The 14,289-nt window shown below is 41.5% G+C and carries 13 protein-coding genes and 3 pseudogenes; 3 read left to right on the top strand and 13 right to left on the bottom strand.

Annotated elements, in window-relative coordinates:
• Nucleotides 1–2 precede the first annotated feature (2 nt).
• From ACZYR9_RS20340 to ACZYR9_RS20355, 4 genes are all read right to left on the bottom strand, one after another.
• Nucleotides 3–1,370, bottom strand: a complete 1,368-nt coding sequence (locus tag ACZYR9_RS20340) for a peptidoglycan DD-metalloendopeptidase family protein (RefSeq protein WP_488980292.1) — start codon at nt 1,368–1,370, stop codon at nt 3–5.
• Nucleotides 1,371–1,508: 138 nt separating this feature from the next.
• Entirely contained in the window at nt 1,509–2,216 is a 708-nt protein-coding gene (locus ACZYR9_RS20345; protein WP_488980293.1) for a cytochrome c biogenesis CcdA family protein, read from the bottom strand.
• 541 nt (nt 2,217–2,757) lie between these two features.
• Nucleotides 2,758–4,215 (bottom strand): spermidine synthase family protein, encoded by a 1,458-nt coding sequence (locus ACZYR9_RS20350; protein WP_488980294.1) that lies wholly within the window; start codon nt 4,213–4,215, stop codon nt 2,758–2,760.
• 569 nt (nt 4,216–4,784) lie between these two features.
• Nucleotides 4,785–6,065 carry a cell wall-binding repeat-containing protein gene (locus ACZYR9_RS20355; protein WP_488980295.1) on the bottom strand — a complete coding sequence of 427 codons (1,281 nt, stop codon included), beginning with the start codon at nt 6,063–6,065 and terminating at the stop codon, nt 4,785–4,787.
• Between the two features lie 488 nt (nt 6,066–6,553).
• On the opposite strand from ACZYR9_RS20355, the pseudogene ACZYR9_RS20360 reads away from it, so the two are divergent.
• Nucleotides 6,554–6,997: pseudogene (locus tag ACZYR9_RS20360) on the top strand (C40 family peptidase); the annotation flags it as partial.
• A gap of 110 nt (nt 6,998–7,107) precedes the next feature.
• Here ACZYR9_RS20360 and ACZYR9_RS20365 read toward each other — a convergent pair.
• Nucleotides 7,108–7,380, bottom strand: a complete 273-nt coding sequence (locus tag ACZYR9_RS20365; RefSeq protein ID WP_488980296.1) for a DUF2933 domain-containing protein — start codon at nt 7,378–7,380, stop codon at nt 7,108–7,110.
• 23 nt (nt 7,381–7,403) lie between these two features.
• On the bottom strand, nt 7,404–7,598 hold the full coding sequence (locus tag ACZYR9_RS20370) for a hypothetical protein (RefSeq protein WP_488980297.1): 195 nt from the start codon (nt 7,596–7,598) through the stop codon (nt 7,404–7,406).
• Nucleotides 7,599–7,908: 310 nt separating this feature from the next.
• Here ACZYR9_RS20370 and ACZYR9_RS20375 point away from each other — a divergent pair, with 310 nt between their 5' ends.
• The gene (locus tag ACZYR9_RS20375; RefSeq protein WP_488980333.1) at nt 7,909–8,535 is read left to right on the top strand and encodes a TraX family protein; all 627 of its coding nucleotides are present in this window, start codon (nt 7,909–7,911) and stop codon (nt 8,533–8,535) included.
• A gap of 46 nt (nt 8,536–8,581) precedes the next feature.
• Here the strand turns inward: ACZYR9_RS20375 and ACZYR9_RS20380 are convergent, their stop codons facing one another.
• From ACZYR9_RS20380 to ACZYR9_RS20405, 6 genes are all read right to left on the bottom strand, one after another.
• Complete coding sequence (locus ACZYR9_RS20380) at nt 8,582–9,253, bottom strand: DedA family protein (RefSeq protein WP_488980298.1); 672 nt, start codon at nt 9,251–9,253, stop codon at nt 8,582–8,584.
• A 34-nt stretch (nt 9,254–9,287) separates the two neighbouring features.
• Nucleotides 9,288–9,881, bottom strand: coding sequence for a class I SAM-dependent methyltransferase (locus tag ACZYR9_RS20385; protein ID WP_488980299.1), 594 nt, complete (start codon nt 9,879–9,881; stop codon nt 9,288–9,290).
• A 154-nt stretch (nt 9,882–10,035) separates the two neighbouring features.
• Nucleotides 10,036–10,656 (bottom strand): hypothetical protein, encoded by a 621-nt coding sequence (locus tag ACZYR9_RS20390; RefSeq protein ID WP_488980300.1) that lies wholly within the window; start codon nt 10,654–10,656, stop codon nt 10,036–10,038.
• Between the two features lie 158 nt (nt 10,657–10,814).
• On the bottom strand, nt 10,815–12,029 hold the full coding sequence (locus ACZYR9_RS20395; RefSeq protein WP_488980334.1) for an MFS transporter: 1,215 nt from the start codon (nt 12,027–12,029) through the stop codon (nt 10,815–10,817).
• Nucleotides 12,030–12,101: 72 nt separating this feature from the next.
• A complete protein-coding gene (locus ACZYR9_RS20400; protein ID WP_488980301.1) occupies nt 12,102–12,830 on the bottom strand; it encodes an MBL fold metallo-hydrolase in 729 nt (242 codons plus the stop codon).
• Between the two features lie 18 nt (nt 12,831–12,848).
• The gene (locus ACZYR9_RS20405; RefSeq protein ID WP_488980302.1) at nt 12,849–13,508 is read right to left on the bottom strand and encodes an ArsR/SmtB family transcription factor; all 660 of its coding nucleotides are present in this window, start codon (nt 13,506–13,508) and stop codon (nt 12,849–12,851) included.
• Nucleotides 13,509–13,696: 188 nt separating this feature from the next.
• Between ACZYR9_RS20405 and ACZYR9_RS20410 the strand changes: the two are divergent.
• A pseudogene (locus tag ACZYR9_RS20410) lies at nt 13,697–13,816 on the top strand (YnfA family protein); the annotation flags it as partial.
• Here ACZYR9_RS20410 and ACZYR9_RS20415 read toward each other — a convergent pair.
• Nucleotides 13,817–14,065: pseudogene (locus ACZYR9_RS20415) on the bottom strand (arsenate reductase/protein-tyrosine-phosphatase family protein); the annotation flags it as partial.
• Nucleotides 14,066–14,289: the final 224 nt, after the last annotated feature.

Consider the following 14,289-nt stretch of genomic DNA (forward strand, 5'->3'; position numbering starts at 1 on the left):
GGTCACGAACCTTTCAAATAAGGAATCGGATTGACCGTTCTTCCCCCATTCCTCACTTCAAAATGAAGGTGCACCCCCGTGGATTGCCCAGTTGTACCCATGACGGCAATCGAATCTCCTGCGTTTACATAATCCCCATTAGCTACCAGCAGTTCTTTGTTATGCGCGTAGTAAGTAGCTAATCCGTTGCCGTGTGAAATGATAATCAAATTGCCGTAATCGCCTTTCCATCCGGCGAATGCGATTTTTCCGGCTGCGGCGGCTTTGATATCTAATGATCCGGATCTTGCAATATCCAGTCCTTGATGGAATTCATTCCCACGGTAGCCATAGCCGCTGGATATTTTTCTCCCGTCTGTCGGCCAGAGAAAGGCGGCTCCATCTGTCGACTGCTCTTTTATATTGCTTTGTGCGGAAGCGACTTTGACGATAGCTCTTTTGACTTTGATTCTGTCTACAGGTTCTTGAACAACATTTTCTGCTGTAACGGTACGAGCAACTTCCAAACCATTCTCCATGGTAATCAGATAAGAAACTTCCTTAATTCCGGGTTTACCGTCCTGATCCTGAACTTTTTGCGATCCATTATCGGTTTTATAGACCGTTTGAAAGGGGATATCCCTACGCTCAGAATACGTTTTCTCGGAACGGACGTTAAGCACTCGTTTTTCGGGCGACACGATGACGGTTTGTCCTGCTTTCAACACGTCGCCCATTTGCTGATTCATGGTCAGAAGCTCATCAAATGAAACCTTAAGCCTCAAAGATATATCCCATAATGTATCTCCGTCTTCTACTGTATACCTTACCGCAGGCTTTGTCACTCGGGTCAATCGCTCGTAAGCTTTATCCGCAGTAGATACCCTGTCGGCACTAACTTGCACGTTCTTAAATGAGACGTTTTCCACGATCGAGATATTACTCGCACCATCCCCGGATTGTGCCGACTTTAAACGATCGAGCACTTGCTTAGCCACTTGTTCATTCGCTACGGTAACCTCCGGTTTTCCTTCAATTTGCAGTTCCGTTGCGAATACAAGTTCTTTCATTTGGGACTTCAGCTTTTCAACCACTGCTTGAGTCTCGTCCTTTGGAAACCATTTTTGAGCGGATTCAAAGCGCAAAGTTGGCTGATCGACTAACGTTAATTGTTCAGCCCCCTGCTTTAGATTGGCTTTCAGTTCGTCATACTGCTGATTGACTGCAAGAGGATCCAGGACGTCGCCGAGCTTCTGATCATCTGCGAATACAGTATACACTGTCAGGTAATTTGTGCTTAACAAAATCACAGTAACCAGGCCTAACGCAATTAATCCGGCTGTCATCCATAGCCATCGAGGTTGTATTGTATGTAAGAATGGTAAAGTCATGATTCCTCCTCATTATCTGTAACCAAAAAATTTGCAGCTCATTTTTTACCACAATTTGCAGTTAATGAAATACGGCTGGAAATCCTAATCTGTAATCTAACTCACTAAAAATGAATACATAATCGTCACCCCCTAAAATCATGTAAACCCGCCATAAAGATTGATCAGATAAATTGTGATATCTGTCATTTTATCGGTATAAAGCAGTATGCCTGTCATAATCATCATTGCACCGCCAACTTTCATCAGGGCATTTGAATATTTCAACATCCACTGCATCTTTCCGATGAAAAATGCCATTACGAAAAATGGGATAGCGAAGCCGACGGTGTAAGCCACGGTATAAATGATTGCCTGGCTTGGATTGCTTACACCCAATGCAATAACAGCAGCCAGTATCGGTCCAACGCATGGCGTCCAACCCGCCGCATAAGTGATCCCCACCAGTACGGAACCAATATATCCAGCCGGCTTTTTTTTCCACTCAAGTCGTACATTTTTCATCAGTAACTTAGGAGTGAACACTCCAAGCATTACTAGCCCCAATACAGCGACCATTATTCCGCCCAGTTGTCTGATCATATCCTGATTTTCGGAAAACAGATTTCCGACCAAACTGGCCGATAATCCCAATGCGAAAAAAATAATTGAAAATCCAACGATAAAGAACACAGTGTGCAAAAGAGCCTGTTTTTTAAAAAGCCCTTTGCCTTCCTTTAAATCTTTCACCGAAACCCCTGTTATATAAGATAAGTACGATGGATAAAGCGGAAGACAGCAAGGCGATATGAACGATAAAAACCCGGCACCGAATACAATCCATAGCGTTAAATCGGCAGCATTCATTAGATAATTCCCCTTCTTTATTAATCCGCTGAAATATTCCTTACTCATTCTTTTTGTTTTCAAGTCTACACTACAAATTGTAGTATAACAAAAACTAAAAAGTCAATTAGAATCATGATATGTCTGATAATAAGATAGCAATTGGGTGAACAGGTGTTAAATTGTTATTGAACAAAGCTCAGACTAAGCTAAAAGAATTACACTGTGAACCGAAAAACGGGATGTCATCCGTTCTTCGGTTGTATGATCAGTTTAGGTTGCAAGAGATATAGTATTCCATAAATGGCGGCACCGATAATCATCGTGGCGGTAAACCCAAAAGTCAAGGAACTGATAACGGAAATAAGTGAACCAACGACTGTCATTATTCCATTTATAGCCCAGCTAATAGCTGTCTTTCCCTTCGAAATTCGAGTTAATCCAAAAGGAAACGGCATACCCATGAAGAATCCCAATGGGATCAGCAACAACACTACCGCGATCAGCCTATAAACAAGTGGCAAATAAAACGATTGCTCGCTATACCATGTAATACCGTAGTTCACTCCCAACGAAAGGATGGCAACCCATAATAATGGAACGTATCTTTTTGTATGCTTAGCACTCCACTTTTCCGAAAACAAGCTGCCGATCCCACCCGCAACAAGAAGTATTTCCCAAGAACCAGCACAAAAGACAAGGTGGGATGACCTAAAGGCAATATCAATCGCTGTATGAGCGTTAATTCGATGATCATAAAGCCCATTGCGAGACCGGAAAAATAAGCGGCATGTCCGTAAGCATAGTTCGTTCTTCGAATCAATAAAATGGCAATAAACAACACAAAGATGACTAACCGGATGATAGGAAGCGGAGCACGATTTGTTTGGTTATAAAAGAAGGGCTTATCGTCTCGATTCGAAGATAGGCCGGTCTTTGATTCGCTTAACATTTTATTTAATACCAAGAAGCGATCGTATACATAAGGGACATGGATTGGGGCTTGCTTCACGCTATCTGCCTGCGCTTTCATATGTTCGGCAGACCATAATGGAAAAGGCTGCTTGCTTACAATGAGCAGCGGCCGCGTAATTTCGCTTCCTCCCATACCCCAAATCTCATGCCCTAGGTGCTGATATGACCCGATGACAGCGATATGATTCTTCATTTGATCTTGTGGAATTGCTTCATTTCCAAGTGCTTTTTCTACCGCAATTAATACCTTCGCTAATTCCGTCTCGTCATGAAGCAAAAAAGCAAGTCTCCCCCCGGGTTTCAACTTCCCCATATATTCTCCAACAGCTTCTTGTGTAAAAATATAATTTTCGGTTAATGCCAATCCCATATTGTTTTCCGATCCTTTTTTTACCAGAGATAAATAAATAAGATCGTACAAATTCTTGGTCATGCGAATATAGCTCCGTCCATCGGATACAATTGACATAACGTCAGGTTGTTGAAAAATATCCCCCGAAAACCTGGAAAGCGCGTTTACAGCCTTGAAACTCCCGGAATTTATATCTACCGCTTCAATCTGCTGAAAGCCTGCCATTTGGGCCGTCAAAACTTCTTGGCCACCTCCGGCCCCTATAATCAATGCCCGTTCTTTGGCTATACCTTGAAAAGCTAAAAAACTAGTCGTCGTTCGTAAATAATCGACCTGATTCAAATCTCCTGCATACTTTGAAATTGGCGATACGGCTCCACCGTCTATCGTAATATATAGCAGTTCCCCATCTCCTGCGTCGAAAACATCCGTTCGAGAAAAAGAATTCCAATCCGAATAAATAATTTTTGCTTCCTTTTCCGCTATGAATACATTTATCGGACTCGTCAAGTAAGCCCGAAAAGAAATATATTGAGAAAATGGTTGAATCCCATTGAAAAGCAGCGCAGCAACTAACACAGTAAGAATAACTTTCTTTTGGCTCGTAGCCGACCTGAAGCTAAGTGAAAAGCTGACTGTAAACAAAGACGCCGATAAAAGACAGATTGTTTGCATTGGATTGAATACATTCATAAACCAAATTGAGCACACCGCGCCGATTCCCGCTCCAGCCAAATCCGAAAAATATAATATGCGAATCCGCTCGCTTTGACCCTGCAGGACTGCCGCAAGCAGCGACCCTCCCGCCAAAAAAGGGAAAAATGCCGCCGCGGAATACAACCATATTCCTGCATAAGGCAGCACATACATTACAAAAACAGAGACGAGCATCAAAAGTGAAAAAAATCCGAGCCATTCGTTACGGTATTTATAGATAACTCCATCGGAAATAAAAGCCAAATAACCACCAATGCCGATTCCTAACGCAGCCAACGAAATCGCCAACATAACAAAGTTATAATCTAATATCACTGCAAAAAAGCGGGAGAGAAATACTTCATATACAATGAAAGCAAAAGCCGCCGAGAACGTAATCAACATATCTTTTCGATAGTTTAAATTCAACAACACATAATCCCCTTCAAATTAAAATCAATTTAAGGTTTGGCAAATAAATTCGGTGGTTTGTATTACTGGCAAGCGTAAACTAGTCCCCACCTTGTGACAGGATGGGGACACAATCTTAGTCTGCTTTTAAACCATTAATGCTTCATTCCTGGCATATCGCCTGTCATACCATTTTCGGGTTGAGCTGGAGTGCGAGGTGTGGTTCCACTGCCATGACCACCGTGCACCTCACCTGATTCTGAAACAATTTCCAGCATCGCATCGATTTCCCCTTGAGCTGCGACAGTAAGGGAATCTGTACTACCGGTTAACCAAGCATGATTATATGGTCCTTCAGTCGGAGATTCTTTATATTTAGGTTGTACTGACATGATGTAAGTCATAACACTGTCTGGCATTTTTTCTTTATCTGTCCATAGTAAAGGTGAGTGTTTGCCCAGATGAGAAAAAGGTGCAGCAGCAAGAGCTAATTCAGGATTGCTTTTATTAACTAAAGAGAAGTTGTGACCCGAAGTCGTTATTCCCCAGCCGAAACCAGTTGCAGGGTCTTTATACTTTGCAAATGCAATCGCATTGTCATAAGGGTCTTGCCCTGCAATTCGAACCACTTTACCATATTGGCCCAATTGTCTCTGCACTTCGGCGGAAACAACGGATTCAGGGCCTAATATGTAAATATTCGCCATGCCGTTACGAGTTCTTAAAGCGTCTATCGTTTCTTGTGGTATCTCATCTTTTTTGACGTAAAGAAGTGGTTCCGGCATATGAGAGATCCAATTAATGGCTGGTAAAGTATATTCTTGACTATCCATAGAACCTACAATTACCGATTGGGGATTGCTTTGCGAAACTTTTGTATAATAAGCATCAATCGCTTTCGCTATGGCAGCCGGATTGCCCCCAGTTATTTTGTCCGTTTTAAAACCGAGGCTTTTTACTTGAGCTTCAACTTTTTGATCTATGTTGCCAACTATCACCACTTGTGCACCATTGTTCGATCCTGTCGGATTTAAACGCTTCAACTCATTTTGTGTCGCTTCCGGGATACTGTCATTGTTTACGAAAAGAATCGGACCGTTGTTTGGAAAATGAATCAGATCCGCACTAACCAAAGTGGTTTGCCAATCTTGCTGATTAACAAGAACGACTCCGTCAGGCCGGTTCATATCGCTTGTGGACATCCAAAGTGTTTGAGAAACCAGTACAGCTGCTTGGATAGGATCACTTGTGTTAATTCGAGTTGTATTTTTTGACCCTAACCAAAGACTACTTTTAGCAATTCCGCCTGTATCAGTCATTTGTCCCTTATTTCCACCTGTATCTGCTGTCGAATCCGTGTTATTACCATTCAAGCAACCTGACAAAGCTACTGCGATAATTAGCGACAGCAAGAAAATTTTAACTATTTTCTTCATTTTTATACCCATTCCTTTCGTTCCGCTCAAGGCACAAAACGGTATGAAACCGTTTGTGCTTTGAGCATGTTATTTAGCTATATAGCTCAGTACGTTTGGCCTTACGCAGATAAACATAAATAAAACAGGGAGCTGATAAGGCTTATCCCTGTTTTATTATGATCAATATTTAGGAATCTAATCCATTTTATTGTTAAGCCGCCGCCATTAGTTATTAACCAAAGCCACGAATATCAAAACAGAATCATAATTTTTTTTTAGCATTACCGAAAAGGCTAATTACCAAATATTACGCCTACCCACACTACATAGAGTCGTGTTAGCATGATTAACGTAATCATTCCAAACATATTCATAGAAATGGAGGAATTACCGTGAAAAAAATAATTGCAACCGGTCTTGTCTTTTCAACTCTAACTATGGGTGGCCTGATGATTCCAAAAACCACTGATGCAGCCCCGACAATATCACAGTCTCAAACTCAGATTAGTAAAACCAGACAAAACGTGATCCAAAAAGGGATGAAATATATAGGGACACCATATGAGTTTGGTTCAAGCAGAAGCAATACCCGAACTTTTGATTGTTCCGATTTTGTCAGACAAGCCTATAAGGAAGGTGCAGGCATCACCCTGCCATCAAATTCTCGAACACAAGGCGCTTACATTAAACAGAACGGAAATTACACAACAAACTGGAAAGAATTAAAGCCGGGCGACATCATGTTTTTTATGTCCTACAAGGGGAGCAAGGCATCGGATTATCGAGGGGTAAATAAAAATACAGAAAGGATCACCCATAACGGAATATATCTGGGCAACGGTAAAATATTGCACACATATTCCAAACAATCGGGTGGTGTTAGAATTGATTCGATTGAGGGCAAACATTGGGAAAAACGCTTTCTATTTGGCGGCAGCGTGCTTAAATAATAACAACCCCCTGATATTATTTAACCCGCGTCCCTGTTGATTTATTATGTACAGGCCTGAGTCCTGTATTCCAGAGGACTCAGGCCTGTCGATTTAAACACTCCCGTCATCTATTCAGACCAATTGCCGCCGTGGTTTTTTTTTCGCATGATACGCCTCATCATCATGTGAGACAACGGGCAGAGGAGAATCAAAAGAAGAGCAACGCTGTTACCGAACGCCCCTGAGGCATTGTTGGCAAGAAACAAGATGGCCACCAATACAATCGGCAGGATGCAGCAGAGGGCCATCATCCATTTTTGGATTTGGCCCTTTCCGCTTGACTGATGCTTTTGAGGGCCTTGTTGATCATTTTCATGATTTTGGTTTCCACAGCAATTCATGGTACCCCTCCTTAATCGATAATTTATCCATTGCTTTTCAATTCACGCAGTTCTTTTTGCATAAATTCATTTTGTTTCTTGAGCTGTTCCAGTTCTTCCGACAAATTCTTATGATGATCTTTGCCTGATTTCTCCGAATGATTTCCCTTCATCATAAAATACATCATGGGAAGCATCATGAGAGGACACATCAATACCACCAACCAAGTCCAATCCATAATTTTTTCCTCCTTATATTGGTTATCCTGTCTTTCGTGATTTCATTGTAATATATAATTGTGTGAATTTTGTGTAGAAACATATATCGCATGTTTGTTCAACGCTTGTCTTGTTCAATACTTTCAATACGTTGATTCTGTTTCTTCGATAGTTTATACTTTATGGTAAAGCGTCCAGCGAATGAATCATACAGGAGACGCTTTTTTGTTTCCGGGAATAAACTCCAAAGTTTTAATATTTTCATTATTTCATTAAATTATTGAAGTGATTAAAAGCGATTATTAATCTTTTCGAGGGGACTTTAAGGTGATGCATATCATAGCAATGACTACAATGCTCGTTGATCATGTCGGTCTGCTCTTCTTCCCAGAAGCCGATATCTTTCGCATCGTCGGACGAATAGCCTTTCCACTATACAGCTGGTTTTTAGTGCAGGGCTACAAACATACGAAAGACCGTAAGAAGTATATGATAAGGCTTTTCTGGCTAGCGTGCCTCTCTCAGATTCCCTACTCCCTTGCATTACAACAATGGGAATTAAATGTGATTTTTACCCTTTTTTTATCACTAATAGGACTACTTATAATGGATTGCGTTTCATCAGAAAGATTAAAAACGCTGCTAATTATCTTAGTATTCAGCACAGCCATCGTAGTTCCCATGGATTACGGTCTTTACGGGGTTTTGTTAATATTTATATTCCGTTATTTTAACTCATGGAAAATGGTTGGTTTTCATTTACTTTTGGATCTGATTTTTTTTATTTTATATGGATCGGGATACTGGATTCAATTGTTTAGTATAGCAGGAACCCTTCTGATAGCCAGCCATTTTCCTTATCGCTCTGTTTACATTAATAAATGGGTATATCGCAGCTTTTACCCGGTTCATTTAGGTATCTTATTTTTGTTGTATGTTTGGATTCAACGTTTCTGATTAAAAGAGCTTGCAACTGCATATATGGTTAGTTCACCGAGCCATTTTAATGACGAATTATATCTGCTTTAGCTTTTGTTAGACGTAAGTTTTCACTATAATTTGCACTATGACTCTTGACTGCCTTCTGATGCTCCTGTTTCACTTTATTAACCACTATAAATACTAAAACAATTACTAAGAAAATAATAATAGAAATCCATCCATAATTAGTTATAGCTTTACCGATTCGTTCGATATATTGACCGAAATATCTTCCGGCAAAAAACAATATCAATGTCCAGACGAAGCCGGTTGAAAAGGACAATAGCATATATTTGGGAAGAGGCATCTTGTTTATCCCAACAATATAAGGCACAACATGACGAACAACAGGAAAAAAGTAACTAATGATTAAAGAATAAGCACCGTATTGATTGACCAATTGATTTGCTTTTTCTACATATTTCCCCGTTTTTTTGCGAGTAAGATACGCTAATGCAGGGGCGCCGACGGTTCTCCCCAGTCCGTATCCGATGGATAATCCGGAAATAACACCAGCATATGTCAAAAGGAATGCAGGGACAGGTTCTAACAGTCCAAGGGATGTTATAAATCCCCCGCTCATGACGATCACTTCATCCGGAATTGGCATTCCGACAATACCAAGCCACAGCAAGAAAAATAAAGCTGCATAACCGTATTGTTCGACGCCCCCCAAAACGAATTCAAAATTCATCAAGAACACCTTTTTCTGTAGAAATTCGAATTTTTTATTCGAGCGTTTTAACCCTGAATTTTTTGCATGTATAAACAAAAGCTGGAGGAATATTTAAAGGAACAAATCGAATGTCAACTTCCTGAAAATAGCTATGTAACATTTTTTTCATTTGCAATGAGTATTGAAACGCAATGAATATTCCGCCCGGCTTTAGTGCATGAACTACCATGCGGATAATTTTGTTTCGTAATTCAGGAGAAAAATTCGCGAAAGGCAATCCCGAAATAATGCAGTCCACTTCAAGTAAATCCAACTGCTTTAGAATTTCATCCAACATTTCAGCGTCCGAACCATAATGGAATGAAGGATAGGTGGATTTCAATACTTCGAGCATCGATTCATCCTTTTCGATAATAATGGTTTGAGTAGAGGGCAGTTTATGCCGGTTAATGTAATCAGAAAACACACCCGTCCCAGCCCCTAATTCAACAATGGATTCTATCTCTCTCCATGGAATATTTTCCATCATTTTTTTTGTTAGAAATAATGAACTCGGAGCCACACTCCCAATGTTTCTTGGAGATTGAAGGAATTTATAAAAAAATTTGAAGCGATTCATAAAAAGGTAGTTCATGGGATCAATCATAATTGTATGCGTATCCTCACTCTCAAAAAAATGCATTTCATCAGTTCGGTGTAACCCTTATGGTTCAAACGTTCTACAAAGCCATGGTTTTCACCATGATTTAAGAATTCCGTCCCAAGTTACAATTTGACGGAAAATGGGATTGCTCATCGCATCACGAAGCACTTCGCTTTTTTAAGGACTTCATAAATGCCAAAAGCTTTAAGAATAGGACAAGGCACACCAGTAACAAAAAAGGAATCCTGAACCAGTTTGGCGGAACCGGATTTTTATGAAATGACAATGAGTAGTGAATAAAAAGAAAGTATCCGGTATGAATAGCACTCAAATAAAAGATGGTATTTGCGCTATAATGCAGCCACTTCCACGACGTTCCCAATTTTTTTAGTGCACGCTCGGAAGATGTGGCCATCAGCACGGCGGTCCAAAATAGAGCAACCGCTCCAATAATATTCGCCAGGCCGAACCCAGGTTCAAGCCGTACCATACGACCAAGCTGAGGGACAAATTCGTACCCCAAAAGCCGGGATAAGTCCCACCGCGCCCAACCGTTCCATACAAGAAAGGCGTGAATGAGTGCAAGAATGGCAAACCATAAACCGAGATGTTTTCGCCACGCAATCAGTTTGGCAACGGGGGGCCAAAGCCGGACCAAAGGTCCGATGACGAGCGTAATGAACAATAAAATCAACGAAGCGTCTCCAAAAGAACGCCAAAGCCGCATCTCCCATGACCACTCGGGGCGGCTCAACCAGAACAGCCAAACGAAAAACATCCCAACGGATCCAACAATTATGTGTCGGACAAAAAGCGCATTTGTACCGGAGGACAAGTTACCATTTCTCCTTTCGTAAAGCTTACACCTTTAATAATATTACAATGTGTAGTGTCTAACAAGTTACTCTTAGTTCGATTGAACTTGAACTTTCGATATTAACGTTCTGTCATCCGGCTAGCAGTAACAAATCCTGAAACTAAAGGGACTAGCGCTACTAACCCTATTGCCCAATTTACATTCATCAAATCAGCGATAAACCCCGCCATTAAAGCGCCAAATGCATATCCGCTATCACGCCAAAACCGAAAGACCCCCATTGACGTCGCTCTCCAATTCGGATGTGCGACATCGCTAATCGCGGCTATGAGTGTCGGATAAACCATTGCCGTTCCAATTCCCAATAGAGAAGCCCCGATGATCCATAATGTATAGTGATCAACTAGCAATATCCACCATAAGGATAAGGATTGAATCCACATCCCCGACGTGATTAGCAGCTTGCGCCCGAACCGATCGCTTAGAGCTCCCGTAAATAATTGAAAAAGGCCCCACGCTGCCGGATAGACGGCAATAATTGTTCCGATTTGTCCGACTGACAATTCGCGAGAAATGAAAAAAATCGGAAACAGTCCCCATGCCATGCCATCCTTTAAATTGGTCGAAAGTCCTGCGAAACTTATGCTTGATAAGTTTTTATCCTTCCAAGTCGTTCTTTGAAAAACTTCTCTTGCTTCAATGGTTTCTGAATGTTTCTGTTTTTGGCTTTGAGCCTGAAGCTTCAAGTGCCCTCCCGTGTTTTTGACTGCCAAGGAAAGAACGAATCCCACGATAACGATTGCAATCCCCATGTAAAACGGTTCAGGGCGCAAAGAATACGTCGAAGCCACATAGCCTGAGATCACTGCCATTAACGCTACCCCGATGTAGCCTGCAAACTCATTAAGACCAACTGCCAATCCTCGTTGCGTGGATTTGGCCAAATCCATCTTCATGTTTACAGTCATCGACCATGTCAATCCCTGATTTATCCCTAGGAGAACATTGGCGAACACGATGACCCACCATGCTTGCGCATAGATAACGAGCAAAGGTACGAACAGACCGATGAACCAACCCAGTAATAGGACTTGCTTCCTTCCGATTTTGTCGGCTATAGTACCCGCAAAAACATTTACGATCGCTTTTGCGAATCCAAAGCTCGTAATGAATGAGAGCGCCGCGCTTGCTGAAGCAAGACCAAACTGTTCTTCGCCGATAATTGGAAGAATACTTCTTTCCAGCCCAATCATGGAGCCGACAAAGAGGTTAATTACCATTAATAACGAGAACTGAATCACATTCTCCCCGATACCTAATTTATCTGAACTCAATGTTTTTTTCAAATTAATGCGCCTCCCTAAGAAGAGAACCTGATGGACAACCATCAGGTTCATCGTCGAACACTATTTTCCTTGATTTGTTAATCTCATTTGCTGAAAGTTCTCCGGTTGCGGCGGAACCTCTTTAGTCATAAATGTAATAAATTCTGTTTTGTCTGTAATCTTTAAGGCATAGTTAAACCGTTTCTCAAACCCAATAGTCGAAGTTGGTTTGCCGCTTAGCTTGCGCCCGCAAACCGATCCTGAAAACGCTCCGGGGTATAGTTCAACAAGATCGTCAAGCTGTGCCAATTTTTGAAGGCTGTCAAACAGATGGCTTGCCCCTTCTTCCAAAGAAGACGCCAATTCCGTTCTCCCTGCATCCCCGACCATTAAAGTATGTCCTGTTAAAACAAACCACGGTTCTTCTCCTCTTGTTTTATCTGTAACAACGATGGAAATATGCTCAGGTGTATGACCAGGCGTGTGCAGGAATGCTAGCTTCGTATTGCCAGCCATGATTTCGTCTCCGTCTTCCACAGCCGTAAATTCGTAGTCGGTATCGGCCGAACGATGGAGTATATATTTCGCTCCTGTTTTTTCGGCCAATTTGCGTCCGCCTGAAATATGATCTGCATGCAGATGGGTATCGATGACATATTTAATGTTCATGCCAAGTCTTTGGGCTTCCTCGATATAAAGCTCAACCTGTTCACTCAAGGGATCCACAACCACGCCTTGTGATTGGCTCCCGCATCCAAACAGATAAGAAGCGGCTACGGGATTTTGGTGCAGGTATTGGCGAAATAACATACAAACTCCTCCTCAGCTTTAATGAATTTGATTTTCTTGAGCTTTTCTCCATTCGTGCAAACCTGCTTCTAATCTGGATATCTTGTACCCTTTGGATTGCAAAAATTCAACGGCTTGTGTCGCGTATACACAATAAGGTCCACGACAGTATGCAACGATTTGTTGATCTCTTGGCAAGTCCATCAGGTGCTTGTTGAGTTCATGTATAGGCACCGACATAGCCCCCTCAATATGACCAGCCTCATATTCCTCATGCGGTCTAACATCGATAATGACGACGTTGCCGCTATCCATTCGTTCGATCAACTCTTCCAAACTAATGGATTCCAGTTGATCAGGCTTAACAATAAACTCTCTCCGCAATAAATTGAGCTCAGCCAGCTGTTTTTCTGCAATCGCCTTGACCGCTAACAAGAGGTCAACCACATCTTCATCAGCTAATCGATAGATAACAAAGTTTTTTTCTTTGCGAAAGTAGACTAAGCGTGCCTCCAGCAGCGCTTGCAAATGTTTCGATGTATTCGCGACACTCATCTTTGTTTCGATGGCAAGTAACTCAACGGACTTAGGCCCCTGAGAAAGCAAATCCAATAATTCAAGTCGCTTAGGGCTGGACAACACTTTGCCAACTCTCGAGAATTGATTGTAGATGTTATCTTTGTATTCTCTTATGTCCAATAGATCTTCCTCCCACTAATTTATTCAACTATTAAACTTATTAGTTGAATATTAGCACGGAATATTAAAAATGTAAAGTATGCCATTCAATTTTAGGAATGAAGAAAGATTTCGGGAAATGTGGGGAATCACCACCGGACGCAAGACATCATGCTTAATCTGATCAAAAAGGAGTTGTCTTCCCAGGTATGTTCATGTCCATTCTCATATTTATATTGACAGGGTTAGCGGAAATCGGCGGGGGCTATCTAGTTTGGCTGTGGTTAAGGGATTCTAAGCCACTTTGGTATGGTATCATAGGAAGTCTTGCATAGGGTGATGACATAATCGGCACGATTCAAAATGTCCGGATCGATCACATCCGAAGTGTTTTTGCTAATGTCCACGCCAGCTTCCTTCATGACTTGAACCGCATGCGGATTTAGTCCATGCGCTTCAAGACCTGCGCTTTTCACTTCATACTTGTCGCCTCCCAAAGCCTTTAAAAAGCCATCCGCGATTTGACTTCTGCAAGAATTTCCGGTGCACAAAAAGTAAACTAAAGGTTTTTTCTCCATGTGAACAGTCTCCCACTATAAAGTATTGTTTTCTCCTGTTTCCTCACTCATTCTCAGTATTTCAACTTTGACAATTCAAGAGATATTGGTGGAGAATGTAATCTGCACCTCGATTTTCTGTAAAAGCGTAGGCGGGAACAGAGCTTAGGAATGATTTTCTTCCAAAACTGTGGATAATTGGTATGATCGCACAGTGGATCTCCACATTAGCCTTTGGGGTTTAC

This window comes from Paenibacillus sp. F024, assembly GCF_057814255.1.

Excerpts from the sequence above, each read along its gene's own strand:
- ACZYR9_RS20340 (WP_488980292.1), bottom strand. The coding sequence starts at position 1,370 with ATGACTTTACCATTCTTACATACAATACAACCTCGATGGCTATGGATG.
- ACZYR9_RS20345 (WP_488980293.1), bottom strand. The coding sequence starts at position 2,216 with ATGAATGCTGCCGATTTAACGCTATGGATTGTATTCGGTGCCGGGTTT.
- ACZYR9_RS20350 (WP_488980294.1), bottom strand. The coding sequence starts at position 4,215 with ATGAATGTATTCAATCCAATGCAAACAATCTGTCTTTTATCGGCGTCT.
- ACZYR9_RS20355 (WP_488980295.1), bottom strand. The coding sequence starts at position 6,065 with ATGAAGAAAATAGTTAAAATTTTCTTGCTGTCGCTAATTATCGCAGTA.
- ACZYR9_RS20365 (WP_488980296.1), bottom strand. The coding sequence starts at position 7,380 with ATGAATTGCTGTGGAAACCAAAATCATGAAAATGATCAACAAGGCCCT.
- ACZYR9_RS20370 (WP_488980297.1), bottom strand. The coding sequence starts at position 7,598 with ATGGATTGGACTTGGTTGGTGGTATTGATGTGTCCTCTCATGATGCTT.
- ACZYR9_RS20375 (WP_488980333.1), top strand. The coding sequence starts at position 7,909 with ATGCATATCATAGCAATGACTACAATGCTCGTTGATCATGTCGGTCTG.
- ACZYR9_RS20380 (WP_488980298.1), bottom strand. The coding sequence starts at position 9,253 with ATGAATTTTGAATTCGTTTTGGGGGGCGTCGAACAATACGGTTATGCA.
- ACZYR9_RS20385 (WP_488980299.1), bottom strand. The coding sequence starts at position 9,881 with ATGATTGATCCCATGAACTACCTTTTTATGAATCGCTTCAAATTTTTT.
- ACZYR9_RS20390 (WP_488980300.1), bottom strand. The coding sequence starts at position 10,656 with ATGTTTTTCGTTTGGCTGTTCTGGTTGAGCCGCCCCGAGTGGTCATGG.
- ACZYR9_RS20400 (WP_488980301.1), bottom strand. The coding sequence starts at position 12,830 with ATGTTATTTCGCCAATACCTGCACCAAAATCCCGTAGCCGCTTCTTAT.